The sequence below is a fragment of the uncultured Desulfosarcina sp. genome (assembly GCF_963664155.2).
Classification (GTDB): domain Bacteria; phylum Desulfobacterota; class Desulfobacteria; order Desulfobacterales; family Desulfosarcinaceae; genus Desulfosarcina.
In genome coordinates this window covers 2,076,755-2,102,359 of sequence record NZ_CAXXXH010000001.1, presented here as the reverse complement: position 1 = coordinate 2,102,359, position 25,605 = coordinate 2,076,755, and the positions used below count along the sequence as shown (strand labels likewise).

Below are 25,605 nucleotides of genomic sequence, written 5' to 3'. Positions count from 1 at the left end.
ATATATTTCCGCCAACCCGCGACTACCTGAAACTCGATTCCGCAGACAGTTCATCCCACTGCGCCGCCTGTCTACAAGCAGGCTCCACCATCAATTTAGCATTTCGAATTTACCTGCTACTCAACATCTACATATCCCATGCTGACCACCAGCAAATGATCGTAATCCCCTGAAGTCGCTTCGCTTAGATATCGATCAATATATTCCTTGTCGGCGCCGGCGCGTTTTAATGCCTGTTTCACACGTCCCATAATCGAAAATGCGTTGCCATCATGACCGACCAGCTTAACGGTTGGTTTGGTTTCAGGTCCTTTCATTATTGCCACCTCATATTCCTCTGGAAAACACTTCGTTCACCCGCCCCATAATTGTATTGATATCCCCGGAATCCGCCATTGAATAATACCCGTCACCAACGATGACATGGTCATGCAGCGACACATCGATGCCGGTCATGACCACTGCCACCTTCATCGTAAGTGCCTTATCTTCCCTTGAAGGACTTGGATCTCCTGAAGGATGGTTGTGAACCATGATGATTGCGGTTGCTTTAAGATTGATAACGCTTTTCATCAGTTCACGTGGATATACCGCCATTTGAGTGATCGTGCCCTCGAACAGCTTTTCAATCGCTATGACCCTGTTTCTGCAGTTTAAAAAGATACAATACATTCTTTCGGTATCATCCGTTTCAGCGAAAATGGGTTTCATCACATGGTAAACGTCCTTTGATGCCAGGAGACGCTCTCCCTTGGACGACTCCTTGACCATCGAAGCAAACTCGCCGGATTTCAAAGACTCCCAGAATTGCTTTTTCTCCATCATGAATAATCCTTGTAAAAGCTGAAAAACCCTCAATGATTGCTCAAAGAGGGTCTTTTAGATTGATTGTGCAAACCGGAGGATCGTTAATTCAACATCCCCAAAATATTCCCGCCTACCCGCGACAATTTGAAACTTGATTCCGCTGATAATTCATCCCACTGTGCCGCCCTGGTGTATGTGTTGACGATAGCGAACATGTTGCCGCCCATCTCCATTGGCCAGGCCCACTCCACCGCTTCCTTCTCGGATGCATTCAGACCGAACTGACGATTGAAACTGGCCAGCGTTGATTCAGGGTTATCAACGGGACTTTCCATGGACAACTTGAACTGTGATCGCTGGGCGCCAAGCTCGTACGATACTTTATCCAAAACCTGCGGAAATTCGCTCAGGATTTTGGTGCTGACATGCCGGTATGACGCGGACACATCCGATTTGGCTACCAATCCGTTTGTGCAGACCAAGCGGAGAACGAAAACCGAAATGGACAACGATGCCAAGCCCACTTCAGAATTGGATATCGATATCCCCGGTTTGAATTTGTCCCCGTTGATATCAAACGCTTTAGCGCCATCCATTACGGACAGGGACATGAACTCCGGATCAAGATGGCACTGCACTTCGGTGTCCGGTCCATAATTCAAAGAATCCAGACGTTCCATAACCTCGAAATTGTCGACTGGTGTGTATTTAGTTGTAAACAGCGCCCGCACATCCTGCCCATCGAACCGGAACAGGAGCTTTTCGTTCTTCTCCTGGGTGATCCAGTGATTCAGATTTAACGCCTGCACATCGGGCGGACACCGTCTCAGATATGGATACGGAATACCAAGGCGGTTTGAAATCGATCGCTGTGCCACCGTTCTCACCGGATGCGGTTCACCGGCAATGCGCAGCACATCCAGATTATCGAAGGAAATGTCCGGGACATCGATGTTCAGGTCAAAGCAGCCAGCGGACATCTCATCGACGCGATCAAAGACTTTACCAAGGGTGGTCAGTTTCTGCATAATATTTTCTCCAATTTTTCGTTTAAATATCATTGATTAAATGCGCATCCATGGCATCGGGTGTTGTCCCGGCACCTCTGACAGACCTTTTCTTTATCCAGGATAAGGGGCATGTGATCGAAAACTCTTTCAATTGCTTCTGTCATCGGTATTCCCAGCGCCCACGCAATTCTTCGCAACGTGCATGATGATTGGTAACTGAGCTCCGGTGTGTAGGCCACGTATGTTCTCCTCTAAATTGTAATTGATAGCGCTGTGGCAAATTTGAATCCGGGAGATACGCCTTTCACCGCCTGGCGCATTATATTTCCCCTGACGACTCTACAGGGTGCGTATCCATACAAGCGGACGGGCGGCTCCCGGAATTGATCTGGTTTATTGGTTGATGTTTCAGTTATCGACTAACGCGGGTCGGAAGAATTATCTGTATGTTGGGACTGGGGAGGATGGATTCTCAATGGTTGAACAACGGGCGGGCTTGATGATGTTGATTCGGATGTGTCGGTCAGAATTCGGTCTCTTTCCCGGTCATCCCTGAGCAGCCTTCTCAGTTGCCGGGTGGTCATTTTTCGAAACGGATGCGACATAGGTATTGCCCTCCTCGTCATATAAGATCGGATCACCGGTGTTGAATAGACAGACTGCTACCGGAAGGTGAATGGTCGGATAAAGCGATTCAATCTCCTCTTTGATGATTTGTGAAGTGGTGCCGAGCGGGCTTTTGTCGCTACGTTTGGAGTTGACCAGCAGGATGCCTGCTTCAACGCGCTGTTTGTCATACCCGATCTGCAGGCGTACCAGGCCTTCAAGGATATATTCGTAGGCGCAAATATTTCCATCGATTGCGATTTTACGTTTAACGCCTTTATACATGTAGCGCCGGTTTTCGATGATTCGCATGGCATCACTATCAATGCTCCAGTCCATTTCATCCAGTGCCATACGGAGCAGTTCCCTGGTATAGAGCGCTCCGGTCAAGACATCGTCGATGTACTGCATGGTTGCCTGGACATCTTTCAGCATGTTTTTGTTGGAAAGAATTCTCTCCGATTTCCTGAAGTGCAGGATCTCGAACATGGCGTGCCCTCCTATATATAAGGTCAATATGTGCGATTCATTATGGGATATGGATTAACGAAGAACTGTCTCTGTAGCGGTTGTGGGAAAGTTTAAGCAGCTGATTTCAATATCCTGTCACCGTCCCTGAAATGGATCACCACTACCGGCATCATGACCTCCTGGGACGATCAACGGGTTAATCAGGCAATGGGATATGCAGCTGAATAGATCCGGTGCTGTAGACGATGTGAGGGGTTTCAGGAGGGAAAATTGTTACAGTTACCGATCACGGGATCGCCGAAATCGTAAAGGCAGATGCACACCGGCAACCTTATGGTGGGTTCCATGGCGCCCATGTCCTTGTTCAATATGACCGACGTGTCCTTTTCCTTGCCCGCTGGAATGCCCCTGGTGGTCAACAGCAGGATGCCCGCATCGATCTGGCCTTTGTCGTAACCGAGCTGAAGACAGGTCAGGCCTTCGGCGATATACGAGTAATCGGTAAAGCTCGCCTCGATGGCCACCCCGTTTTTATATCCCAGGTAGCGGCAACGGCGGCCGGCGATAATGTTCCAGACATCCCCCTGATGCCAGCCCATTTCGTCCAGGACGGTTCGAAGCAGGGTATTGCGCAGGTACACCCCTTTAATGGCGTTGAAGACATGCTCCATCGTCAAAGTAATATAGCAGAGCATGGATTTTTCCTTTAAAATCCTGTCCGAATCACGGAAATGGAAAAGTTGAAAAGTCATAATGGTAGACCTCCTTGAAATGGTTTTGTTGTTGACTGTTTGTTCCTGATTTAGATTGGCCAGAGAAAGGACGGAGAAATAGATGGGGACGTTCTAAGCAGCGGATTTATCGATGACCGATTGGCGGTTGCCGAGGATTTCGTCGAGGAATATGGATTTCTTGGCGGGCTGGCCAATGTAATTGAGTGGATAGGACAGGAACAGAAGATGCATGGCCCGGGATATGGCCACGAAGCAGATCCGGCGCTCCTCTTCCATGTTGCCCTTCTTGCTGGGCATCAGGCCTTCGACCAGGCCAATTACAAATACAATGGGGAACTCCAGACCTTTCGCCTTATGCACGGTCATCAGGCTCACGCCCTCTTTGTCGTCACCGACCGTCTCATCCTTAAAGCTGTCGGTGTATTCGAGGAAAGCAGTGATGGTTGAATATCGGGCGGCAGCCAATTGAAGCTGGTTGATATTGGAAATCTTCACGTCGTCTGGTGAAGGGATGTCTTCGTCAACGATAAAGCGGTCATAATCAAACATGGTTCGGATAGACTGGATTACCTGCACCGGTTCCAGCGTTTCAGCGCTTTTAATTAATGGGTCCATGAAGCCAACCATCTCCTTAATAAGCTTTCTGACGTAAGGAACGGTGACGATCATGGACTTCAACCCCTGGTAAAGATGGATGCCCCTTTCCCGGCTGAAGGATTTCAATTGGTCCTTCACTTTATTGCTGACATATCGGACAGGCACATTCATGATGTTCAGTAATGCCTCGTCGCCTTCATCGGAGTCGGGGGCATTGATCACCCGAAGATAGTCCAATAGGCAGCGCACCTCCCAGCGATCATAGAAGGTCTGGCCATTCTGGATATGATACGGGATTTTGTTTTGCAGAAAGGCTTCCTCGACATATCGGGATTGGAAGTTTGCCCGGTACAGAACCGCAATGTCGCTGTATTCGAATCCCTTTCTTTCGATCAGGTCGACAATCTCATTGACCAGGCCCAGCGCTTCGGTCTCCTCATTGGATGCCTCCAGCACGATTACATTTTCACCGTCGGGATTGTCGGTTTTCAGGTCCTTGTGGATCTGTTTGACGTTATGCCGGATCAGGTTCTGGCAGGCATGCAGGATCTGGGGAGTGGAGCGGTAATTAAAATCGAGGATGAACTGGCGGGAACCGGGAAACATGGTTTGAAAATTGATGATATTGCCAACGGATGCACCGGTGAATGAATAGATCGCCTGAGCATCGTCACCGGCTACCCAAAAGCTTGATGGGTCATGTTTGTTGTCCTCACGGATAAGCAGGCGCAGTAATTCAAACTGCACCGGGTTGGTGTCCTGGAATTCGTCCACGAGTATGGACTGGAAGCTGCCCTGGTATTTTTCCCGAATATCCTGGTTTTCACGCAGCAGGTAATATGTCTCCAGCAGCAGGTCATCGAAGTCCAGAAGCATTTTATTCACCTTTGCTTCATCGTAGGCCTGATAGATGTCGGCAATCTGGGTCATGGTTTTATCGCCTTCGAACAGCGCCTTGAACTCTTCGGGATCGATGATGTTGTTCTTGGCCAGGGATATCTCCCGCAGCACGGTTCCAATCGTCAGGTCCTTTACCCGTAAACGTTTCATAACGTTTTTAATGAATACCAACTGCTCTTTGCCGGACAGGATATCAAACACCTTCCCCTCGACCTTTAAAAGATGTAGACAGAATGAATGGATAGTGGACAACCTGACTCTTGATGACAGATCGCCCAATACAGGAACCAGTCGGGATCTCATTTCGTCCGCCGCATTTCTGGTAAACGTCAAACCAAGGATATGCTCCGGCGGGATGCCGTATTCAGTTACCAGGATGCCGATACGCTCCATCATTGTGCGCGTCTTGCCCGACCCAGGAACTGCAATCACAGCGGCAATGCCATCTTTAAATTGTGCGGCTTCCCGTTGCTTGGGATTCAATTCTTCGCTCATGCTGCCTCCATGTCTTTTTCGTAGTTGCGGATGGTATTGATGGCCATTTTCAGGCGGAATCGCTTGGCCACCATTTCGTTTATCTGACTGCTGGTCTTATCCTCCTGGATCAGCTTGGACAGCGCTTTGCCGTAGTCTTTGTGCAGTTCCTGAAGGAATGACACGACCGCTTCCGGTGGGTGACGTCTTAGCAACAGTTCAACATTCACGATTTGATAGACCCGGTTGCCGTCCGTTTCCATGAAGGTTAGGAACGACTGAACATCATTGATTGCTCGCTTGGTCATAGTTGATCTCTCCTTCCAGATACTCGTCACACGCCTGTTTGTATGCGCATCCCTTGCATTTCCAACTCGTGTCATTTGCCACGAAAACTCCCTTTGAAATGCCATCCCAGACCTGAGCGGCCTTTTTAATCAGGCGACGTTCATCCAGTTCGCTGCGGACAGTCCAGTATTGTTCAAACTTGGGAGTTTTGGTTTTGATCAGGGTGTCGAAACGCAACAGGATTTCCCGGTCAGCGTATCCATTACGCTTGGCGGCAATCTGATACATGGTCAGCTGCTGGTTCTGGTCAACTTCGTCTTTGCTGTATGCCCGACCGCTGGTTTTGAAGTCGGTAATGATGATGGTGCCGGCACTGTCCTCTTCCACCAGGTCCATGGCTCCGATGACGGGAATGGGAATGCCTGGAAGGATGAACGTGAAGGCCTCCTCGATAGCCAGTATTGTGAAATGATCATCGGGCAGTTTGTTGTACCAGGCGGTCAGCAGGTCTTTCCCGTACATCAAAAGGGATTTGAAATCATTGCCCTCGGCATAACGGATATCGTCCCTGTCAGCTGCGATGTCGGTCCACGTGGTTTCGAATAGCAGGTGGACATGCTTTAAAAGCAGTTTTTCACCGATCATTCTGGCACTGTAGAAATTCTCAAGGACACGATGAATGCAAGTTCCAAATTCAAGGGCATCCGATTTGAATTCCATAGGCAATTTGTCGATACGACCAAATTTATAGGCAAGACTGCAATCTACGTATCCTAAGATCGCCGATGCACTCAGATGGTCATTCTGCCTAAGCTCACTTAAAACCATTTTATGTTCCTCCTGATAGGCATCCTAAAACCCGCTGTATACGGCGGATTCCTGAAATGAAAAAGGCGATAGGCATCCCTTTCAGTCGAGTTAGGATCCGCCTATCGCCTTCATTTTAGTTTAAGTTAACGTCTGGGAATTAATAGGTTAGGCTGCCTGCTGAAGTTGCCGGATGAACGCCGAAGCATCGCTGCTTGTTAGGGTCTCAAGGCCACAGGCATAGGCATCGGCGACCATCTGCTCCAATTGTTCGACAGATATGCCGCGACGTCTGGAAAGATTGTAAATGGCCCGTTTCTGGGCTTCGCTCATCCGAGGACCGGCATTATCCTTTGAAGCAGTCTGGCCAGCAGGTTCTTTTTCGGTCTGGGTTTCCACGGCAGATGCCACTGGCGCCGGTTTCGCTTTCGGTTTAGCAGCGGCAGGACTGGTTTTCTTCGGTGCTTTCGCAGCGGATTTCTTCGCGGGTTGTCGAATCGTTTTAGGATCTGCATGGTGTCCTCCTTCAGGTATGGCGTCATTGAAATCGGCGAGCTCTTCAAGCGCAGTCATCCCTACGTTTGTATAGGATCGAAGCGCTCGGGCAATGGAACGTGTGCTTGCCATCCGTAATAGATGCCGGCTTACTTTGCTGGAACAGTTGTTGGGATTGGCGTCTCCGATATCTGTGAATGTTTCTCCGATCTTCGACATGACCGTCGCTCGACACACAGCAAAGTTGCCATTCTCATTGGTCGGCATCTGAACGATATCGACCTCAATGCTTGAGAGGCCATGTTGATGGGCAAGATCCAGCAGGCCCGGATACTTGACAAACTCCTTGCCTTCAATCTTGGTAATCCAGCGTTCATCCAGTCGGGGAACCTGCTTTTCCAGGAATACGGCACCTTCCACTTCTCGCTTGGGCACCGCATTGAATACCGCCAGGATGTGTTTGCATTTGAAATCCGGGTCACGTTTCACGTTCTTGGCGAAATCACCGCAGGTACAGGTATCGCCACTATCATTGACGGTCACGCTGTACAGGATTTTCCCTTCACCGGATTCCACAAAGAATTGTCCGCTGTCAGTTTGAAGCACCCTCAGATGGTCAGATTTTTCATTTCGTTTTTGAAGTTCCGTTGCGGTCATTGTTGTCAGGCCTCCTCTTCTCTTTCAGTAAAATGTTGATCCAGTCCACGATTTCGATGGCGATCCTTACCAGCAGGTCGATTGTGCGTTGGGTCATTGCACTCCTTCATCCATTAAAAGGGCGGTTTATCGTTTCTGTCTTCAAAACCACGGCCATCGGTCTTGATGAATTCGATATTGTTGACGATCATTTCGAAGCTGCTGCGGTTTTCGCCTTCATTGGTTTTCCATTTTGATTGCTGCAGATAACCGACAACAGCGATACGGGCTCCGGAATGAAGATACTTTTCTGCGACCTCGGCGTTCTTGTTGAAGCACACGCATTTCAGCCAGCCAGTTTTTTCACGGCCTGATCTGAATGCCAGAGAAAATGATGTGACCGGGTCACCTTCTGATCCGAAGAAAATTTCAGGGTCATTACCGAGATTGCCGGTCAGGATTAGTTGGTTCAGCATGGATGTCGCTCCTTTCGATATAATTTTTATGATTGGTGGAGATGAAAACGTTGATACAGGTAAATGGATGTGGGATAGGTGGGGTATCAAGAATTTATATATATGGATATCGACGGATTAAAATGGATTTTATGGAAGAAATAGGAGTCATGCGGGCAGATGGAAAACGGAAATACTTTTCAAGTGAAAAAATTATGCTGCCAGTAGTCGGAGGTGAAAACCACAGATGGGAATCTGAAACCGGATGTCTTTTTTATATCTGAGCGCTAATTCAAAGAAAATTACCATCAACAGCTCTTCATAGCGTCATCTCATACAAACGCCTTTGCACGTTCCAGTGGGCAGCGTGGCCTATTTGATGTCCATTCTATCTGATATCACGACATATTCCCTGGATTTATTTCAACTAACTCGGAGAAGAAACAATATTTGATAAAATGATTAAAATTCACTTGACATAGGAGAAGGAAGGATAATAAAGGTATATTGTATACAAATTGGTATTCTATGTATGAGGTAATTTAAATTTTAATCTATTTTTAAAATAAAAATGCTCGGTTGATCATATGAAAAAATCACTACGCGATGAAATCTATCAAAAAATCAGGGGAAATATTACTCACGGACTTCTATCACCAGGTGAACGCCTGATTGAAAACAGATTGGCAAAAGAGTTCAATGCCAGTAGAAGCCCAGTTAGAGAAGCTCTGCGGTTGTTGGAATCTGAAGGGTTGATAAAATTTGAACAAAACAAGGGCATTACGGTCTCTAAACTATCGATCAAGCAGGTTGAAGAAATCTATGTCGTACGTTGGTTGCTTGAAGGCCATGCGGCCCGCATCACAGCGGAAAAGGCTACTAAAAATAATGTAGCATATCTTAAGGATTTGCAGAAAAAACTATATTTGGCCGCAAAAAACGTAGATGTGAAAGCATGGCTTACGAGCAACGCTCTATTCCATAATTTTTTCTCTCAAAACTGCGGTAATCAGAAAATAATCCAAATGGTTGATAATTTAAAGAGAAATGTAAATCGATACCATTTTGTTACAATTACTGTACCCTGGCATTTCGAAACATACCTCGAACAACATGATAAGATGTTAACGGCATGTGAACAGAATGACGGAGAAATGGCTGAGAAATATATGAAGCTTCACCTTCAACATATCAAGGATGGTTTGATCAAACAATTACAGGAGCGGGGGGTTACTTTTTAGTTGTTTCTCGTTTCGCATAACTAAAAAAAATGAATGTCGCATTTTTAAAATACCTAATTCAAAATATGCTACCAGAATTCATTATACAGTAAATTGCATAAAAAGGCAAAGGTGATCATTTAATTCAATATAGAATGAAAGTTTAATACAATTTTTGCATGAGATATGACCAATTCACCATTGGTCATAACTGGGAAAATTTGATGTAAGCCCAGTTGCACGATTCAAAAATCGGAGAACCTCGCGTTTTATTGTATACAATTTAGTGTACTTTTTGGTGGACAAGTGAACTTCATTGAAAGGAAGGCACCATGGCAAAAACGGACAAGGTTTTACTGTTGACGGGAGGATCTTCCGGAATCGGAGAAGCAACAGTAATCGAGGCAGCCAAAAGAGGGTATAAGATCAGCTTTACATATAACACCAGGGAAAATCCTGCCCAGAAGATTATTGATCATCTACGAAGGGAATATCAAACTGATGCCATCGCGACACAGTGTGATGTGTCAAGTTTTCATGCCGCAAGCGACGTCGTGGTAAAAACTATCGACGCCTTTGGGACAATAGATGTTTTGGTAAACAATGCAGGGACAGCACTGGATGGCGTTTCATGGAAAATGGAAGAAGAAAAGTGGGATAGGGTCATCGATGTGAATTTGAAGGGCGTTTTCAATTTTGTAAGACATGTATCACCAATATTTAAAGAGAAGAAAGCTGGAAAGATTGTTAATGTTTCATCGATAAATGGACTCAGAGGAAAATTTGGCAATTCAAATTACTCAGCTGCCAAAGCCGGGGTGATTGGCTACACAAAAGCTATAGCAAAAGAGTTGGGCCCTTATAATATAAACGTAAATGCGATAGCGCCAGGTACGATCAAAACTGTAATGATCAGTGAAGCGCCGGACTCACAAAAAATAATTGACTTGGCTCTAAACGAAATTGTGATCAAACGAATCGGTGAACCAAATGATGTTGCAAATGTAATACTTTTCCTCGCATCAGAGGAAGCTCGTCACATTTTAGGCGAAGTGATCAGAGTTGATGGAGGACAATACATATAGACAATGAGAAAAAAAATGAAATTCCAGAATATTGATTATGAAAAAGAAGGAAAAGTTTCCATCGTAACAATCAATCATGCGCCGGCGAATGCGTGGGATCTTCAAACTATGTCCAGCTTTGGGAAAGTATTGGACGACATCCAGCGGGATGAAAACACCCGGGCCGTTATTATAACGGGAGCAGGTGATCGGTTTTTTTCCGCAGGACTCGATGTCAAGGACGTTGAAAATAAATGGATAGTAGGACCAATGGGGCGCTATTTTTGGATGAAGGTGGAGCAATTGGAGAAACCGACAATTGCAGCCATTAATGGTCACACCAATGGTGGCGGTTTGGAGCTAGCCCTGGCATGCCATTTCCGGATAATGGAAAAACAATCGAAAGGGCGGTTGGGTCTAACGGAATTAAATGTCGGCATTATCCCGGGATGGGGCGGAACACAGCGGCTTAAAAAACTGATCGGAAATTCAAAGGCGTTGGAATTGATTTTGTTCAGTAAGACGCTTAGCGCCGAGCAGGCCTTTGAAATGGGCTTGATCAGCTCGCTAACTGATCCAGGCACCTTAATGCCCAAAGCTTTGGAAATGGCACACACTTTATCGAAACGTCCGCCGCTTGCAGTGAAATGGACTTTGAAGGCGATGCTTGCAGGAGATTACGAGGGGACCTACGGCGGGTATCACGCCGAAGTTATTGGTAGTGAAGTCGTAGGAAATTCAGCAGATTGCAAAGAGGGTTTTCAAGCATTTGCTGAAAAGCGTAATCCTGTTTTCAAAGGTATTTAAAGAGGAGGGAACGAGAGAAATGTATTGTAGCGAACGAAACTTAAAGTTCTTATTATATGAAGTTTTGAATATCGACTCCGTTACAAAATACGAATACTTCAAAGAAAGTAAAAATAAACGTGTTGTCGATATGACGATAAAAGCCGCTTTTGAACTTGCTGATCGATTGTTTCGACCGATTTATGAAGAAATGGATAAAAAACCACCTTATCTAAAGAACGGAGAACTTGTTGTTCATGAAAAGGTAAAAGAAATAATGAAGGAGTGCGGTGACGGGGGATGGATTGGTGCCGCTTTTCCAATCGAATATGATGGATTTCAGATGCCGGCAATGCTTCATTTGGCTTGTCGTTTTATTCTATCAGCCGCCAATTATTCAGCAGGTGTATTTCCGAACTTAACATCCGGGGCCGCCCGATTGATTTTAAACTTCGGAACGGCTTTGCAGAAAAAGCTTTATTTACCAAAAATGATTAATGGCCAATGGCAAGGCACAATGGCTCTCACCGAACCAGACGCAGGTAGTTTTTTGGGTGATATAAAAACACTCGCAGAACATGTGGATTCAGAAGATTATTATCGCATTTCCGGACAAAAGATTTTTATTTCGGCAGGCGATCATAATAACACGGAGAATGTTGTTCATTTGTTATTGGCCCGAATTAAAGGAGCACCGTCGGGTGTAAAAGGAATTTCATTATTCGTCGTTCCAAAATTGCGGGTTGAAGAAGATAACAAACTATTACCTAATGATGTAGTATTAGCAGAAGTATTTCATAAACTGGGTTATAAGGGATGTCCAATAACTAAATTAAATTTTGGAGATAACAACGATTGCCGCGGTTATCTGGTAGGAGAAGAAAACAAGGGTCTTACCCAGATGTTTCAAATGATGAATGAAGCCCGAATCAGTGTCGGAATTGGGGCTACTGCAATTGCCTCGGCAGCCTACTATTCCGCTCTATATTATACGAAAGAACGACGACAAGGTAGAAGTCTCGATGATAAGGATCAAGAGGCGCCTGTCATACCAATCATTGAACATCCGGATGTAAAACGAATGCTTTTGTATCAAAAATCGGTGATCGAAGGCGCTTTGTGTCTGCTGCTTCAGGGGGCAAAATATTCAGACCTGGAAATCGTTTCGGATGATGATGAAAAGAAACGCTTTAAACTGTTATTGGACTTGTTAACACCGATTTTTAAAGGTTATCCAACGGAAAAAGGAGTCATTGCAACGAGCAACGCCTTACAATGTTTCGGCGGATATGGATATTGCGATGACTTCCCGGTGGAACAAATGTATCGAGACATTCGAATTCATCCTTTGCATGAAGGAACGACAGGTATTCAAGCAATCGATTTGCTCAATCGTAAAATACGATATAAAAACGGAAAAGCATATGAAATATTATGCGAGGAGATCTTTAAAACCATCAACCAGACAGATTTGATCGAAGAGTTGAAATACTATTCAAAAAAAATGGAAGAGGCAATTCGAAAGCTGACAACAGTGACTGAATATATGGTTCATCAATCTAAAACTAAAAAGAAAAGTGTATGGTTAAGCGATGCCACACTATATCTTGATATGTTTGGAACAGTTGTTGTTGCTTGGCAGTGGTTGGTTCAGGGTAAGGCAATTGTGGACGGGTTGAAAAGAAACGAAAATATAAAAGAAAAAAAATTTTATAAGGGTAAGTTAAACGCATTGCGCTTCTTTTTTGATTACGAACTAAACACAATCTATGGCTTGAGTATACGGCTTCTAAATAATGATGAACTATTGGTAGAAATGCAAGAGGACGAATTTTAAATATTTAACAAGGAAAATAAGATGAAATTAAACGATATAAAAAAAATTGCGATAATAGGCGCCGGAAACATGGGGCGCCAGATCGCAACGCTGTGCGCAATAAAAGGATATCGTACTTTCTGCACGGATACTGATAAAAAAACCTTGGATAAAGCAACTGAGTTTTTCAGCTCATACGTCGCTTCCAGAGTTGAAAAAGGTAAATTAACTGACGACCAAGCTAAAATATCAAAAAAAAACATATCGTTTACCCATAGCTTGGAAGAAGCAGTAAATACTGCGGACTTTGTCATCGAAGCCATAATCGAGGTTTTGAGTGTAAAAAGAGAATTATTTGCTAAAGTAGACCATATAGCACCAAAGCATGCGATTCTTACTACAAACAGCTCTTATATCGTCAGTTCTAAAATTGCCGATGCGACAAAAAGAAGTGAAAAAGTATGTAATATGCATTTTTTCAATCCAGCTTTAGCAATGAAACTTGTTGAAATTGTCAAAGGTCAACATGTATCTGAAGAAACCGCCGACCTTGTCTACAATTTAAGTGAAAAGTTGGGTAAAAATCCGGTAATAGTGGAAAAAGAAGTTGAAGGATTCCTTGTCAATAGGATCTTACGTGTTATTCGCCTTGAAGCATACTGGCTTAAAGAAATGGGTATAGCCAGCGTTGAAGACATTGACAAAGCGTGCGTCTATGGACTTGGCCATCCCATGGGGCCGTTCAAATTGAATGATTTAACGGGTCTTGATCTATCATACACGCAAGCCATTGAAAAATTCAAAAGCACCGGAGAGATTGCTGACTTACCATACAGCAGTTTAGTACAAAAATTTACCCAGGGAAAATACGGCAAAAAGACAGGTGAGGGTTGGTACAAATACTAGTGGTGGTTTTTGATTATTTCATTAGAAATTTAAATAATGCCGAGGAAATATGCGTTTTAAAAGAGTGAAAAAAATTTTATTGGCGACCAATCTTTCTGAAAATTCACGATCGGTATTTGAATTCGCTGCAGGCACTGTAAGCGGCTTTGAAGGGACATTGATTTTTCTACATGTAATAGAGAAACAAGACGTAAAAACGCTTTTTGGTGATGATCAATGGAAGAAGCTTATCCAACGTCATAAGGAAGAAGCCCAAAATGCGCTTATTGCCCAAAAATCAACAACCACTCTAATTAATGAGGCGTTACATAAATTTTGTTACGATGTGGGTGTTAATGAGAAGAATTGTGGATATGACTCAAAAGAGATTATTGTTGTCGAGGGCGACATAGTTGAAGAAATCATAAATCAGGCTGAAATTCACGATGTGGATCTCATTGTTATGGGAATGAGAACTGGATTTTTCCACGACAATACTATTGGAAATAAAATAAAAGGTGTTATGAGAAAATCACGTATCCCAGTAACAGTAGTTCCTTGTGATCGTAAATAATATATATAAATTAGCAACATTAACCCTACATAAAAAGAGTTTTTAAAATGAAAACAAAATTAAAGATTGTAATTGCCAGTGCTGCTAGGACCCCGATCGGGAAATACATGGGAGCCCTTAAGGATATTGAAGCCTATAAGCTCGGCGCTATTGTCTTGGACCAAGCGGTCAAACGGGCTAACATATCACCTGATTTGGTGGATGATGTAATCATGGGCCAATCATACCAAAATGGGGAATCGGTTAACATTGCCCGCATGTCCCTTTTGGCGGCCAATTGGCCGGTGGAAATTCCTGGCGTTACGATTGACCGGCGATGTTGTTCTGGGCTTGATGCGATCCAATTTGCCTCAATGAAAATAATGAGTGGCATGGCTGAAATTGTGGTTGCCGGTGGTGTTGAAAGTATGAGCCGTGCTGAATTTTATATTCCCGGAGATTTTATTAAAGCAGGGATCGGAGGGAAGAACGATCCGAAATGGGGGTTTATGCCTAGAGCACACGGATCGCTCGACATGTGGGGAGTCCCTTTCTTTGATAGAATTCAAAGAGCCCGCGTAATGTCCCAACCCATCGAGAGGTTTGGCGAATTAAATTCCATGATGACCTGGGCTGAAGCTGCCGGAAAGGAAGAGAAAATTACTCGACAAGAAGTAGACAATTGGTCCTTCAAAAGTCATCAGAGGGCAATTTCTGCTATTGATTCAGGAAAATTTACTGAAGAGATTGTTCCTGTGACCGTTCAACAAGGAAAAGGTTCCTCCATCGTCATCGATACGGACGAACCTCCTCGCAGGGACGTGACCATTGAAAAATTGGGTGCTCTGGCCACGGTTTACAAAGATGGCATTTGTACAGCGGGCAACAGTTCCACCGAAAATGACGGAGCGGCTGCGGTTGTTTTAATGACCGTAGAGAAGGCTATGGCGTTGGGGATTGAACCCCTGGGTTTCGTTCAATCTTTTGCCGTTGCGGCTGCCGATCCACGTCTGACCTACCCGGCAGTACCCGCTTCTGTTGTTAAAGCATTGAAAATTGCTGGTGTAGAAATCGACGATATGGATCTCATCGAAATTCAGGAAGCCTTTGCCGCTCAAGTTTTGGCTGACGCCAAACTCATGGGACTGTCTCTTGCTGAAATGGACACAAAGGTCAATGTTAATGGTTCAGGGATTTCATTAGGACATCCAATTGGGGCGACTGGTGCGATGAGGTTGGTCACATTGCTTTATGAAATGCGGCGTAGAAACGCCCGCTATGGTCTCGAAACGATTTGCGGTGGTGGAGGACAAGGAATTGCCGGAGTATTTATGCGTGAATGAAATTATAAGGGAGACCTTATTTAAGCCAACTGGCGAAGTAAAAGATGTCGCGGAGGAAACAAAATGCAAAAGGAAGTTTTATTGATTGATGGTGTGAGAACAGCATTTGGACGAATCGGTGGTACCCTGAAACACATTAATGGGTCCAAGCTTGCTTCAATTGCCCTCAAAGGGTTGGTTAAAAAAACCAAAATTTTGGAAAAAACCCAGGTTGACAGTGTTCTTTTAGGAAGCGCGGCGCATTGTGTCCAATCAAGCAACCCTGCCAGATGGGCCACCCTTGATGCTGGGCTCGGGCACCAAACCTCAGCGTCTTACATCGAAATGCAATGTGGTTCGGCCATAGACGCGATCAATCATGCCGCGTCAAAAATTCTATCCGGTCTGGCAGATGTGGTTATTGCTGGCGGTTTCGAATCTCATAGTACACGATTTGCCAAATTTCCCATGTTTACCCCTCCATATAAATTGATTCCTCCAGCAGCAGTCAAACAGCAGTTATCTCCATTTGAGGATGAACAATTGGGAATGGGGCTGACGGCAGAAATTCTTGCCGAAATGTACGCTATCGACAGGGAAAGACAAGATGAATTCGCTTTCAATAGCCAAATGAAATGCAAAGCCGCCATGGAGAATGGGCTTCTGGATAAAGCGATTATTCCAATCGAGATTCCCGGCGATCAAAAAACACCGGCATGCCTTTTTAATAAGGACGAACACCCCCGAATTGATACGACCTTGGCCGGGCTTGCAAAATTGCCTCCGGCATTCAAAAAAAACGGAACCGTAACAGCCGGAAATGCATCCGGTTTAAATGATGGAGCCGCTTTTGTATTGATGATGAGCTCAGAAAAAGCCGCTGAATTAAATTATGAGCCGTCAGCCCGATGGGTAACAGGGGCGGATTGTGGATGCGATCCGAAGATAATGGGGATTGCACCTGCGTACGCCATACCTATTGCATTGAAAAGAGCCAATATCAAAGTCCGGGATCTCGATGTCATTGAATGCAATGAAGCATTTGCGGTGCAAAATTTAGCTGTCGCAAAAGAACTTGAGAATCAGACCGGTGAGTCTGTTGACCCGGAAAGGTGGAATCCTCTTGGCGGCGCCATCGCCTATGGTCATCCCAATGGAGCATCCGGTGCGCGAATATGCATTTTTGCGATGAGCGAATTGGCCAGAACCCGCGGAAAATATGGCTTAATAGGATCGTGCTGCGGCGGAGGTCTGGGTGTGGTATCCATTTTGGAAAACCTCAAACGGTGAGTAGGCATTTATTTCGATAATTCGCTGAAACATGATCATCAATAAGGAGTGCGATATGGCAGACGTTTCTAATGCACCCATTAAAGTACTAATCGCAAAAGCTGGATTGGATGGCCATGAGCAAGGGGCTAGAGCAATTAGTTTTGGGTTGCGTGACGAAGGAATGGAAGTGATTTATACCGGTATCCGACAAAGCGTCGAGAGTATTGTGCAGGCTGTAATACAAGAAGATGTTGATGTTTTGGGATTAAGTTCTTTGGCAGGTGCTCATAACCTGTTGCCTGAAATCATCGACCAAATAAAAGAAAAAGGCCGCACCGATGTCCTGGTGATAGCTGGAGGCATCATACCCACTGAAGATATACCATTTTTAACATCAGGAGGCGTTAGCGCCATATTTACACCCGGTGCCACCATAAAGGAGATCGCGCAATATATTCGTGATAACGTCATGCGTTAGATTGTTAACCCACAATAACGATATACAGTGTTTTCACGAATGAAGGTTCATGAACGAGTATTTCTGTAAGCGAATTCTTTTTTGAAGTAATATCTACCGTATAAAGATTCAGTTGTTATAGGAGAATAAGATGAGACTGGGATATGTCATCAGCCGAGCTGCCAATTTTTTTAAAAAGCGATGTGCACTTGTTTGTGACGGTAAAGATAGAACATATGCGGAAATTGATGAAAACTCCAATAGTGTTGCCAATGGGCTCATCAATCTTGGACTGGAGAAAGGAGATCGGGTCGCACTGGTAAGCCACAATTGCGTAGAATATTTGGAGACCGATATTGCCCTATACAAGAGCGGGCTCATCCGGGTTGCTGTCAATCCTATGCTTTCACCACCTGAAATTGCCCATATTATTAAAGATTCTGGTGCAAAAACTGTTTTTTTAAGTTCAAGTTTGGCCGACTTGGTGTTGCCTTTAAAAGGTCAATTGGATCAGGTTAAGAATTATGTATTTTTTTCCGGATCCAATCCAGACGTGATTGAATATTCAAGTCTGCTGGATAATTCCAAAAATTTCACATGCCCATGGGTAATAGAAGAAAACGATATCGCCATGCTATTTTATACGGGTGGAACGACCGGTGTGCCCAAAGGGGCAATTCACACCCACGAAAGCATCTCCACAGTGCTTAACAATTTACAAGCGGAATTTTGGCACATGAAACAATCCGATGTATTTCTATCAGGAGGCTCATTGGCCCATGCCAATGGTTTCCGTGCCATGGTGTCTTTTCTGCAAGGGGCCAAGTTTATAATTCCCGCACATTTTGAACCGAAAGCAATCCTTGAAACCATTCAACGTGAAAAAGTTACCATATTAAGCACGGTGCCGACGACGCTTATTCGGTTATGCAATTGTGAAGGTATTCACCAATACGATTTGAAAAGCCTACGTCTGATTACCTACGGGGCCGCGCCGATGCCTATGGATAGGCTAAAGAATGCCATAAGATTATTTGGTAATTGTTTTTCTCAAAGCTATGGGCAAGCCGAAGCATTAATGTCTATCAGTGTATTGAATATCGACGATCATGTAATTGGCGGTTCGGAAAATGAATTCGATCGGCTCGCTTCTGCGGGAAGACCATACATGAACAACGAAGTGAAAATCGTTGATGAGAAGGAAAATGAGTTGGCGTGTGGCGAAGTAGGAGAAGTCACCGTGCGCAGTAAAATCGTGATGAAAGGATATTGGCAAAATCCGGAAGCAACGGCAGAAGCGTTAAAGGACGGATGGATCCATACCGGAGATTTGGGAAGAATGGATGAAGATGGCTTTCTTTTTTTAGTCGACCGAAAAAAGGATATGATCATCAGCGGAGGTTATAATATTTATGCCCGGGAAGTTGAGGATGTGATCCATGAACACCCTGCAGTATTAGAAGCCGCAGTAATCGGTGTTCCGGATGAAAATTGGGGTGAAGCAGTCAAGGCAATCGTAGTTTTACGGCCGGGAAAGACAGCTACTGAAGAAGAAATCATCGCTTTTACAAAAAAAAGGATGGCGAGTTTCAAAAAGCCTAAAAGCATCGAATTTATGAAATCATTTCCCTTAACTGCAGCGGGGAAAATTGCAAAAAAGGATTTGAGGGCGCCTTTTTGGATTGGGCATAAAAGATCCATTCATTAAACATGAGGAAGAGTTATGAAAACATGGCCCTATGAAAATGTTTACTACCGGCTAAAAGATGGAGAACCCTACCTTATTGGAAGCAGATGTAAAAATTGCAATTTTGTCGCTTTTCCCAAAAAGGTTATATGCCCAGCCTGCGTTACCAGGGGTAATATGGTGGAGACAGAACTGACCCGAACCGGTAAAGTTGATACCTATTCCGTGCTTCATGTTGGCGCACCAGGCTTTCCGGTTCCTTATGTTGTTGGTTACGTAAAAATGGTTGAAGGACCACGAATCTTTTCAATCATTCATCAGGGCGAGATTTCAGATCAACCAATTGAAATTGGTGCCCATGTAAAATTGATACTTGGGAAAATACGTGATGATGAGCAAGGAAACGAATTGATGGGTTTCCAATTTCGTACAGTAAATAATGATAAAGGGGCTGCACGATGAGAAATGTAGTCGTGTTGGGCGTGGGAATGCATTCCTTCGGGAAATTTTTGGACAAAAGCCTGATGGACCTGGGAAGAACGGCAATCTGGAATGCCATCGAAGATTCCAGGCTTTCACCCAAAGACATTGAAGTCGCCTACGTAGGAAATTCACTGGGCGGTTTGGTTACCGGGCAAGAAGGTGTCAGGGGTCAAGTGATCCTTAGGGACGCCGGATTAAGTGGATTGCCCATCATTAATGTGGAAAATGCATGTGCCAGTGGAACCACTGCCTTTCGAGGGGCCTGGTTGGAAGTAGCCTCCGGCGTTCATGATGTGGCTTTGGCGGTTGGTGTCGAAAAACTTTTTTTGCCGGATACATCCGAATCAATAAAAATTCTGGCTGCCGATTCTGATATTCGCTTGCGGGATTTCGGGTTTCAATTCACAGCGCACTACGCCATGAAACTAAGAAAATATATGCAAACTTCAGGCTGCACGAAAATGGATTTTGCTAGAGTCGTTGAGAAAAACAGTTTCAACGCATCGATGAATCCTTATGCGCAAAACCGAAAACCATTGTCAGCGGAGCAGGTATTAGGTTCCCGTCTGATCGCTGAACCCTTGCATCTATACATGTGCGCACCGATGGGTGATGGTGCCGCGGCGGCAATTTTGTGTACGGAAGCGATGGCCCGAAAATTTACCAACAGGCCCTTGGTTACAATCATCTCTTGTTCCCTACGATCAGGCAAGTTTCAAGATCCTAATAATTCTGAACCGGAGAATACAATCGCATTAACTGCCAAAAGCGCTTATGAGCTGGCTGGAGTTGGACCGGAGGACATCGACGTGGCGGAAGTTCACGACGCCATGGCGCCGATTGAACTTTGCCATTACGAAGAACTCGGGTTTTGCCCTGAGGGAGAGGCGGTCAGATTGCTTGATGAGGGCCGCACTCGAATAACAGGAAACATCACGGTTAACCCCAGCGGCGGATTGGCTGGCCGGGGGCATCCGGTGGCCGCTACCGGAATGGCGCAGGTGGCAGAGGTTGTATGGCAACTGAGAGGAGAAGCAGGAGGTAGACAAACTTTTGATCCGAAGGTGGGTTTAGTCCAGACATCAGGAGGATTTGTCGAAGATGATACGGCTGCTGCTACCGTAATCATACTCAAGAGATAAAGGAAAAAAATGGATACTAATAAACTTGTAGCCTGTGAAAAAGAATGGTCAGAAAAAACTCTTTCTCCTTGGGTTGAAAAGTATGGAGAACGGAGTGCTGAATTCACCGCTTCCAAAGGGATGATCCCAGTAAAGGCACTGTATACACCACTGGATCTGGAAGAGGGCGGTGTGGACTATATAGAGGATATCGGCTTTCCCGGGCAGTATCCATATACGCGTGGCAATGAGCCCAATATGTATCGTCGTAAATTTTGGGAAATGTCGCAATATTCGGGGTTTGGTTCTGCCGATGAGACTAATCGTCGTATCAAGGACCTGTTAACCCGAGGGTTGAGTGGGATCTTCATCGCGTTGGATTTGCCGACTCAAATTGGATACGATTCTGATCATTTTTTGGCTCGCCAGGAAGTTGGAAAATGTGGTGTCGCTTTCGATTCTTTGGAAGATATGGAAAGAATTTTCGACGGGATACCTCTTGAGAAAATGACATCGATCCGCACGACTGCGAATGCCATCGCTCCCATCTGGATAGCGATGCTGTTGGCTTTATGTGAAAAACAAGGGATTGATCCGGATCGTATTCATGGTGGGACCCAAAATGATATTTTGAAAGAGTATGCCGGGCGTGGTACCCAAATCTTTCCAATCAAGGCGTCGTTAAAATTTACAACTGATGCCGTTGAGTATTGTGTTCGTAATCTTCCAAATTGGTCCCCATTGCAAATATCCGGGGAACATATGGCCAGTATGGGAGCAAAACCCATCGAAGGCGTCGCTTTTTCTCTGGCGAATGCCATTCAATATCTCGAATGCGCTATTGAACGAGGAGTTAACGTTGATGACGTCGCTTCAAAAAACGAATTTCTGGTATCTGCCCGCGGCGAGAACCTTTTAGAAGATGTAGCGAAATTCAGAGCCATTCGTAGAATGTGGGCCAGGATTTTAAAAGAACGATTTGGTGCCAAGAATCCAAAATCGATGATGATGCATATCGTCGGGTTCGGTTCAGGAGCTCCACTTACCTATCAGGAACCGATGAACAATATCATCCGAACCACAATTCAGGGGTTGGCGCTATCGTTGGGAGGCGTGCCCTCAATGAACTTGCCTTCATATGATGAAGCGTTGAGCTTGCCATCGGAACAAGCAGCTCGGCTTGCTGTTCGAACCCAACAAATCATTGCCTATGAAAGTGGCGTGGCCGATACCGTAGACCCTCTCGGGGGTTCATATTACTTGGAGTATTTAACCGATCAGATTGAAAAAAAAGCAATGGGTCTAATCAAAAAAATAGATGAGATGGGTAAAGCAGCGATCGCCATCGAAAATGGGTATTACGAAACGCTTATTAATCGATCCTTATATGAAAATTTCAAAGAGATGCAAAGTTGCAAGCGCATAAAGGTAGCAGTTAACAAATTTCAATCAGATGAAAAAGGAACCGAAAACCCTGTAAAAGCCTTTAAAGGTAAAGCCGAAGAAGAAAAAAAGCAGATTGAAAGGCTCGTAGAGCTCAAAAAAAAACGGAATAAACAGAAAGTGCAAAAAACGCTTGAAAATCTGGCATCTGTTGCAAGTGATGATAAAAACACCATTCCGGCGATATTGGAAGCAGTAAAAAGTTATGCAACCGTTGGAGAGATATGCGACACGTTGCGACAAGTTTGGGGACGTTGGGAGGCGAAACCTTCGATGTCTTTAAGATAAATCGATTCGCTAAAAATTTTCAAAATGACAAGTTAAATAATTGTCCATAATTAACATACTTTTAGATTAGAAAGAGAAGACATAATGGAAAAAGAATTAACGCCAAGACAAGAAGAAATAAAAGATAAATTTATCAATTTACGAGGATACTGGAAAGAGGCAGCGTTTGGAGATTTATTGAGAATGGATCCGGATTATTTCGAGGCGTATATGAATTTTTCATCGAAACCATGGATAAAAGGCGTGTTGGCTCCGAAGATTAAGGAATTGATCTACATTGCTATTGATACATCATGTACCCATCTTCACGCAAAAGGAACAAGAGTGCATATCAAAAATGCGCTTAAATATGGAGCTACAAAAGAAGAAATAATGGAGGTTTTTGAACTGGTAAGTATTTTAGGTATACATTCCGTTACAATGGGATTACCGATTCTTGTGGAAGAACTTAAAGAATTAAACCAGGAAATATAAAAATACAAAAAGCGTATCAATAAAAAGTGGTCAAATGGAAAGAAAAAGAATATCAGAGTTGATATCGGATTTCGAAAATAAATCTGTAGGTGCTTTGGCGAGGTTGATTACAATGGTAGAGAATGATCAACCTGCCGCAGTCGAAGCTCTCAAGAAACTTTATTCGAAAACGGGCCATTCTTATATCATCGGAATTACAGGCCCCCCAGGATCAGGAAAAAGTACGCTTACAGACAAAATAACACAAACATTAACTCAGCGGGGAAATAGCGTCGGAATTATTGCTGTCGATCCCAGCAGTCCTTTTCATGGCGGTGCCCTTCTTGGTGACCGCTTGCGCATGCAAAAATCCATAAAGGACGGCACTGTTTTTTTTAGATCCATGGCAACGAGAGGAGCCATGGGCGGCCTTTCAAAAGCAACCACGGGAGCTATTTTACTGATAGATGCGTTTGGGAAAGATTTTATATTATTAGAAACAGTTGGGGTGGGGCAAGACGAACTTGATATTGTTAAAACAGCAGATTCAACAATTTTGATTTCAATCCCTGGTATGGGGGATGAAATCCAAACACTAAAAGCAGGAATAATGGAAATCGGTGACATCTATGTTGTCAATAAATCCGATAGAGAGGGGGCAGGCCGACTTGTTTCAGAATTAACTTTACTAAAAGCATTGAGCGAATCGAATAACTCATGGAATAAACCCATTATAAAAACTATCGCAATTAACAACGATGGTGTTGATAACTTAGTTGATAAAATACTGGAACACCGAAAATATCTTGAAGGTTGTAAAAAACTACAGAATATACGTATCAAGAGAATAGAAAAAAATGTAATGAATATGATTGAATGGGAAATACACAAAACACTTAAAGCTTTGATTAAAGAAAATGATGCCAATGATGAAATTATTAAAAAAATTTTTAACAGGGAAAAAAATCCATATAGCTACGTAGAAGAAATCGTTGAACCTTTTAAAGCATATTGTTCAAATTATATAAAGAAATAAAGTCATAAATATCGATCATCATCGGTGCCTGCATTATAATGGGAATGATGTTTACACATTTTTTCTTATAATCAATAATAAAATGGAAGGAGGAAATTAATGCTTCGAAATAAATTGTAGCCTCCAAAATAGGCTGAAAACCAAAGAAAACATTTACCCGCTAAATAAGGATTATTAAAAACCGATATTATTACAATGCAGTTCTGTTTGCGTTTGTTATGATCTAATCATCCTTTTTAGTAGTTGTGACATGTGTAACTTCCTTTTGAGAGCTATTCATATTAGAACAAGAGCAAATTAATCAGAAAACTATAGTTGCAGGTACTCTATTGTTTCCGGATTTTTGAAACCTCAAAAAAACCATGACAACCTGTGAAAAGGGAGAACAAATGAAAAGAAAATCAAGTATACTTGTTTCCAACACTATCATCTGCATCATCACCATCTGCTTGCTAATCATCGGTTTCTCCGGAACAGCCGTTTCAGACGACAAAGTGATCAAATGGAAGCTTCAAACCCACTGGCCTCAAGCGAGCCCGGCATATAAGCTCAGCGGGTTGGCCATTGTTGAAAAGATAAAAGAAGCGACTAACGGACGGCTAATCATCGAACCCTATAATGCGGGGGCTCTCGTTCCAAACACGGAAACATACAACGCCGTCAGTCGAGGAATGATCCAAATGGGAACTTCTGTCCCGGGATATTTTCAAAATCGGGTACCCTTGGCAAGTATCGCATCGGGTTTGCCATTTTCTTTTAAAACCCTTGATGAAGCCATCTATTTTCATTCGAAATTGGGATTTGAAAAAATGATGCAAGCCGCCTGCAAAAAGGATGGCATTTTTTATGTGACGGACAATGTCTACAGGACGGAGTTTGTCCTAAAAAAACCGGTTCACACACTTGAGGATTTCAATGGTTTAAAGGTTCGTTCCTATGGTGCACTGGCGAACCTTCTAAATGAAATGGGCGCCGCAGCATCAAATATTCCAGGGTCAGAGATTTATGCGGCATTGTCCACCGGTGTGGTCGACGGGGCCCACTGGGGGGCAGCCCTGGCATCAGAACAAATGGGATTCTATGAAGTATGTAAGTATCATCTGAAGCCTTCCCTTACCATCGCCGGGGCAACATGCTACATCACCAACCAAAAGGCTATCGATAAGCTTCCGGATGATATTCGGAAGGCTTTCATTGGTGTAATGGAAAATCATTATATCACGTATTCCATCGAATACGATTACCTTAATTCGATGGCCCTGTCAGACGTCCAAAAAAAATACAATGTTGAAGTTTTAGAAATTTTACCTGAGGAAATGAAGAAAATCACCAAGCAGGCCGTTAATCTATGGGACTTAGAAGGCGCAAAAAGTCCGGAAAACGCCAAGGCAGTGAAAATGTTAAAAGAGATGATGGAACAACTGGGTTACCTCTAAATA

General features: G+C 44.0%; 27 protein-coding genes. 16 read left to right on the top strand and 11 right to left on the bottom strand.

Going from position 1 to position 25,605, the window contains the following annotated elements; translation table 11 throughout:
* Nucleotides 1–116: 116 nt before the first annotated feature.
* The 11 genes from ACHZBS_RS09650 to ACHZBS_RS09600 form a co-directional block, all read right to left on the bottom strand.
* Entirely contained in the window at nucleotides 117–317 is a 201-nt protein-coding gene (locus ACHZBS_RS09650) for a hypothetical protein (RefSeq protein WP_319406285.1), read from the bottom strand.
* A gap of 10 nt (nucleotides 318–327) precedes the next feature.
* A complete protein-coding gene (locus ACHZBS_RS09645) occupies nucleotides 328–825 on the bottom strand; it encodes a JAB domain-containing protein (protein ID WP_319406284.1) in 498 nt (165 codons plus the stop codon).
* A gap of 83 nt (nucleotides 826–908) precedes the next feature.
* Nucleotides 909–1,835, bottom strand: coding sequence for a DUF932 domain-containing protein (locus tag ACHZBS_RS09640; protein ID WP_319406283.1), 927 nt, complete (start codon nucleotides 1,833–1,835; stop codon nucleotides 909–911).
* Nucleotides 1,836–2,363: 528 nt separating this feature from the next.
* The gene (locus ACHZBS_RS09635) at nucleotides 2,364–2,912 is read right to left on the bottom strand and encodes a hypothetical protein (RefSeq protein ID WP_319406282.1); all 549 of its coding nucleotides are present in this window, start codon (nucleotides 2,910–2,912) and stop codon (nucleotides 2,364–2,366) included.
* A gap of 239 nt (nucleotides 2,913–3,151) precedes the next feature.
* On the bottom strand, nucleotides 3,152–3,646 hold the full coding sequence (locus ACHZBS_RS09630) for a hypothetical protein (protein WP_319406281.1): 495 nt from the start codon (nucleotides 3,644–3,646) through the stop codon (nucleotides 3,152–3,154).
* Nucleotides 3,647–3,739: 93 nt separating this feature from the next.
* On the bottom strand, nucleotides 3,740–5,620 hold the full coding sequence (locus tag ACHZBS_RS09625) for an ATP-dependent helicase (RefSeq protein ID WP_319406280.1): 1,881 nt from the start codon (nucleotides 5,618–5,620) through the stop codon (nucleotides 3,740–3,742).
* Nucleotides 5,617–5,907 carry a hypothetical protein gene (locus ACHZBS_RS09620; RefSeq protein WP_319406279.1) on the bottom strand — a complete coding sequence of 97 codons (291 nt, stop codon included), beginning with the start codon at nucleotides 5,905–5,907 and terminating at the stop codon, nucleotides 5,617–5,619. Before ACHZBS_RS09620 ends, ACHZBS_RS09625 begins: the two co-directional genes overlap by 4 nt.
* Nucleotides 5,885–6,715 carry a PD-(D/E)XK nuclease family protein gene (locus tag ACHZBS_RS09615; protein WP_319406278.1) on the bottom strand — a complete coding sequence of 277 codons (831 nt, stop codon included), beginning with the start codon at nucleotides 6,713–6,715 and terminating at the stop codon, nucleotides 5,885–5,887. The genes ACHZBS_RS09620 and ACHZBS_RS09615 overlap by 23 nt, the downstream gene beginning before the upstream one ends.
* A 147-nt stretch (nucleotides 6,716–6,862) precedes the next feature.
* On the bottom strand, nucleotides 6,863–7,846 hold the full coding sequence (locus ACHZBS_RS09610) for an SWIM zinc finger family protein (RefSeq protein ID WP_319406277.1): 984 nt from the start codon (nucleotides 7,844–7,846) through the stop codon (nucleotides 6,863–6,865).
* Nucleotides 7,815–7,943: a hypothetical protein gene (locus tag ACHZBS_RS09605; protein WP_319406276.1), complete on the bottom strand. Its 129-nt coding sequence runs from the start codon at nucleotides 7,941–7,943 to the stop codon at nucleotides 7,815–7,817. The genes ACHZBS_RS09610 and ACHZBS_RS09605 overlap by 32 nt, the downstream gene beginning before the upstream one ends.
* 16 nt (nucleotides 7,944–7,959) lie before the next feature.
* Nucleotides 7,960–8,301, bottom strand: coding sequence for a single-stranded DNA-binding protein (locus ACHZBS_RS09600; protein ID WP_319406275.1), 342 nt, complete (start codon nucleotides 8,299–8,301; stop codon nucleotides 7,960–7,962).
* Between the two features lie 566 nt (nucleotides 8,302–8,867).
* Here ACHZBS_RS09600 and ACHZBS_RS09595 point away from each other — a divergent pair.
* The 16 genes from ACHZBS_RS09595 (at nucleotide 8,868) to dctP (ending at nucleotide 25,602) form a co-directional block, all read left to right on the top strand.
* On the top strand, nucleotides 8,868–9,521 hold the full coding sequence (locus ACHZBS_RS09595; protein ID WP_319406274.1) for a GntR family transcriptional regulator: 654 nt from the start codon (nucleotides 8,868–8,870) through the stop codon (nucleotides 9,519–9,521).
* Nucleotides 9,522–9,832: 311 nt separating this feature from the next.
* Nucleotides 9,833–10,585 (top strand): SDR family NAD(P)-dependent oxidoreductase, encoded by a 753-nt coding sequence (locus ACHZBS_RS09590; RefSeq protein ID WP_319406273.1) that lies wholly within the window; start codon nucleotides 9,833–9,835, stop codon nucleotides 10,583–10,585.
* 3 nt (nucleotides 10,586–10,588) lie between these two features.
* Nucleotides 10,589–11,371: an enoyl-CoA hydratase-related protein gene (locus tag ACHZBS_RS09585; protein ID WP_319406272.1), complete on the top strand. Its 783-nt coding sequence runs from the start codon at nucleotides 10,589–10,591 to the stop codon at nucleotides 11,369–11,371.
* A gap of 19 nt (nucleotides 11,372–11,390) precedes the next feature.
* Nucleotides 11,391–13,187, top strand: a complete 1,797-nt coding sequence (locus ACHZBS_RS09580; RefSeq protein WP_319406271.1) for an acyl-CoA dehydrogenase — start codon at nucleotides 11,391–11,393, stop codon at nucleotides 13,185–13,187.
* Between the two features lie 21 nt (nucleotides 13,188–13,208).
* Nucleotides 13,209–14,072: a 3-hydroxyacyl-CoA dehydrogenase family protein gene (locus tag ACHZBS_RS09575; protein ID WP_319406270.1), complete on the top strand. Its 864-nt coding sequence runs from the start codon at nucleotides 13,209–13,211 to the stop codon at nucleotides 14,070–14,072.
* Between the two features lie 49 nt (nucleotides 14,073–14,121).
* Nucleotides 14,122–14,625: a universal stress protein gene (locus tag ACHZBS_RS09570; RefSeq protein WP_319406269.1), complete on the top strand. Its 504-nt coding sequence runs from the start codon at nucleotides 14,122–14,124 to the stop codon at nucleotides 14,623–14,625.
* A 47-nt stretch (nucleotides 14,626–14,672) separates the two neighbouring features.
* Nucleotides 14,673–15,947: a thiolase family protein gene (locus ACHZBS_RS09565; protein WP_319406268.1), complete on the top strand. Its 1,275-nt coding sequence runs from the start codon at nucleotides 14,673–14,675 to the stop codon at nucleotides 15,945–15,947.
* A 63-nt stretch (nucleotides 15,948–16,010) separates the two neighbouring features.
* Nucleotides 16,011–17,216: a thiolase family protein gene (locus ACHZBS_RS09560; protein ID WP_319406267.1), complete on the top strand. Its 1,206-nt coding sequence runs from the start codon at nucleotides 16,011–16,013 to the stop codon at nucleotides 17,214–17,216.
* Nucleotides 17,217–17,271: 55 nt separating this feature from the next.
* Nucleotides 17,272–17,676: a cobalamin B12-binding domain-containing protein gene (locus ACHZBS_RS09555; protein WP_319406266.1), complete on the top strand. Its 405-nt coding sequence runs from the start codon at nucleotides 17,272–17,274 to the stop codon at nucleotides 17,674–17,676.
* 130 nt (nucleotides 17,677–17,806) lie between these two features.
* A complete protein-coding gene (locus ACHZBS_RS09550; RefSeq protein ID WP_319406265.1) occupies nucleotides 17,807–19,363 on the top strand; it encodes a long-chain-fatty-acid--CoA ligase in 1,557 nt (518 codons plus the stop codon).
* Nucleotides 19,364–19,378: 15 nt separating this feature from the next.
* Nucleotides 19,379–19,804, top strand: a complete 426-nt coding sequence (locus ACHZBS_RS09545; protein ID WP_319406264.1) for an OB-fold domain-containing protein — start codon at nucleotides 19,379–19,381, stop codon at nucleotides 19,802–19,804.
* Nucleotides 19,801–20,967, top strand: a complete 1,167-nt coding sequence (locus ACHZBS_RS09540; protein WP_319406263.1) for a thiolase family protein — start codon at nucleotides 19,801–19,803, stop codon at nucleotides 20,965–20,967. The genes ACHZBS_RS09545 and ACHZBS_RS09540 overlap by 4 nt, the downstream gene beginning before the upstream one ends.
* Before the next feature lie 9 nt (nucleotides 20,968–20,976).
* Nucleotides 20,977–22,677, top strand: a complete 1,701-nt coding sequence (locus ACHZBS_RS09535; RefSeq protein ID WP_319406262.1) for a methylmalonyl-CoA mutase family protein — start codon at nucleotides 20,977–20,979, stop codon at nucleotides 22,675–22,677.
* Between the two features lie 84 nt (nucleotides 22,678–22,761).
* Nucleotides 22,762–23,151 carry a carboxymuconolactone decarboxylase family protein gene (locus ACHZBS_RS09530; RefSeq protein WP_319406261.1) on the top strand — a complete coding sequence of 130 codons (390 nt, stop codon included), beginning with the start codon at nucleotides 22,762–22,764 and terminating at the stop codon, nucleotides 23,149–23,151.
* 34 nt (nucleotides 23,152–23,185) lie between these two features.
* On the top strand, nucleotides 23,186–24,166 hold the full coding sequence (meaB, locus tag ACHZBS_RS09525; protein WP_319406260.1) for a methylmalonyl Co-A mutase-associated GTPase MeaB: 981 nt from the start codon (nucleotides 23,186–23,188) through the stop codon (nucleotides 24,164–24,166).
* 389 nt (nucleotides 24,167–24,555) lie between these two features.
* Nucleotides 24,556–25,602 (top strand): TRAP transporter substrate-binding protein DctP, encoded by a 1,047-nt coding sequence (gene dctP, locus ACHZBS_RS09520; RefSeq protein WP_319406259.1) that lies wholly within the window; start codon nucleotides 24,556–24,558, stop codon nucleotides 25,600–25,602.
* Nucleotides 25,603–25,605 lie beyond the last annotated feature (3 nt).

What these genes read in the sequence shown, in the direction of transcription:
- ACHZBS_RS09560 (WP_319406267.1), top strand. Translation starts at nt 16,011, where the DNA reads ATGCAAAAGGAAGTTTTATTGATTGATGGTGTGAGAACAGCATTTGGA.
- ACHZBS_RS09645 (WP_319406284.1), bottom strand. Translation starts at nt 825, where the DNA reads ATGATGGAGAAAAAGCAATTCTGGGAGTCTTTGAAATCCGGCGAGTTT.
- ACHZBS_RS09595 (WP_319406274.1), top strand. Translation starts at nt 8,868, where the DNA reads ATGAAAAAATCACTACGCGATGAAATCTATCAAAAAATCAGGGGAAAT.
- meaB (WP_319406260.1), top strand. Translation starts at nt 23,186, where the DNA reads ATGGAAAGAAAAAGAATATCAGAGTTGATATCGGATTTCGAAAATAAA.
- ACHZBS_RS09600 (WP_319406275.1), bottom strand. Translation starts at nt 8,301, where the DNA reads ATGCTGAACCAACTAATCCTGACCGGCAATCTCGGTAATGACCCTGAA.
- ACHZBS_RS09620 (WP_319406279.1), bottom strand. Translation starts at nt 5,907, where the DNA reads ATGACCAAGCGAGCAATCAATGATGTTCAGTCGTTCCTAACCTTCATG.
- ACHZBS_RS09540 (WP_319406263.1), top strand. Translation starts at nt 19,801, where the DNA reads ATGAGAAATGTAGTCGTGTTGGGCGTGGGAATGCATTCCTTCGGGAAA.
- ACHZBS_RS09625 (WP_319406280.1), bottom strand. Translation starts at nt 5,620, where the DNA reads ATGAGCGAAGAATTGAATCCCAAGCAACGGGAAGCCGCACAATTTAAA.
- ACHZBS_RS09630 (WP_319406281.1), bottom strand. Translation starts at nt 3,646, where the DNA reads ATGACTTTTCAACTTTTCCATTTCCGTGATTCGGACAGGATTTTAAAG.
- ACHZBS_RS09615 (WP_319406278.1), bottom strand. Translation starts at nt 6,715, where the DNA reads ATGGTTTTAAGTGAGCTTAGGCAGAATGACCATCTGAGTGCATCGGCG.
- ACHZBS_RS09580 (WP_319406271.1), top strand. Translation starts at nt 11,391, where the DNA reads ATGTATTGTAGCGAACGAAACTTAAAGTTCTTATTATATGAAGTTTTG.
- ACHZBS_RS09530 (WP_319406261.1), top strand. Translation starts at nt 22,762, where the DNA reads ATGGAAAAAGAATTAACGCCAAGACAAGAAGAAATAAAAGATAAATTT.
- ACHZBS_RS09535 (WP_319406262.1), top strand. Translation starts at nt 20,977, where the DNA reads ATGGATACTAATAAACTTGTAGCCTGTGAAAAAGAATGGTCAGAAAAA.
- ACHZBS_RS09605 (WP_319406276.1), bottom strand. Translation starts at nt 7,943, where the DNA reads ATGACCCAACGCACAATCGACCTGCTGGTAAGGATCGCCATCGAAATC.
- ACHZBS_RS09545 (WP_319406264.1), top strand. Translation starts at nt 19,379, where the DNA reads ATGAAAACATGGCCCTATGAAAATGTTTACTACCGGCTAAAAGATGGA.
- ACHZBS_RS09555 (WP_319406266.1), top strand. Translation starts at nt 17,272, where the DNA reads ATGGCAGACGTTTCTAATGCACCCATTAAAGTACTAATCGCAAAAGCT.
- dctP (WP_319406259.1), top strand. Translation starts at nt 24,556, where the DNA reads ATGAAAAGAAAATCAAGTATACTTGTTTCCAACACTATCATCTGCATC.
- ACHZBS_RS09590 (WP_319406273.1), top strand. Translation starts at nt 9,833, where the DNA reads ATGGCAAAAACGGACAAGGTTTTACTGTTGACGGGAGGATCTTCCGGA.
- ACHZBS_RS09635 (WP_319406282.1), bottom strand. Translation starts at nt 2,912, where the DNA reads ATGTTCGAGATCCTGCACTTCAGGAAATCGGAGAGAATTCTTTCCAAC.
- ACHZBS_RS09610 (WP_319406277.1), bottom strand. Translation starts at nt 7,846, where the DNA reads ATGACCGCAACGGAACTTCAAAAACGAAATGAAAAATCTGACCATCTG.
- ACHZBS_RS09570 (WP_319406269.1), top strand. Translation starts at nt 14,122, where the DNA reads ATGCGTTTTAAAAGAGTGAAAAAAATTTTATTGGCGACCAATCTTTCT.
- ACHZBS_RS09640 (WP_319406283.1), bottom strand. Translation starts at nt 1,835, where the DNA reads ATGCAGAAACTGACCACCCTTGGTAAAGTCTTTGATCGCGTCGATGAG.
- ACHZBS_RS09565 (WP_319406268.1), top strand. Translation starts at nt 14,673, where the DNA reads ATGAAAACAAAATTAAAGATTGTAATTGCCAGTGCTGCTAGGACCCCG.
- ACHZBS_RS09575 (WP_319406270.1), top strand. Translation starts at nt 13,209, where the DNA reads ATGAAATTAAACGATATAAAAAAAATTGCGATAATAGGCGCCGGAAAC.
- ACHZBS_RS09585 (WP_319406272.1), top strand. Translation starts at nt 10,589, where the DNA reads ATGAGAAAAAAAATGAAATTCCAGAATATTGATTATGAAAAAGAAGGA.
- ACHZBS_RS09550 (WP_319406265.1), top strand. Translation starts at nt 17,807, where the DNA reads ATGAGACTGGGATATGTCATCAGCCGAGCTGCCAATTTTTTTAAAAAG.
- ACHZBS_RS09650 (WP_319406285.1), bottom strand. Translation starts at nt 317, where the DNA reads ATGAAAGGACCTGAAACCAAACCAACCGTTAAGCTGGTCGGTCATGAT.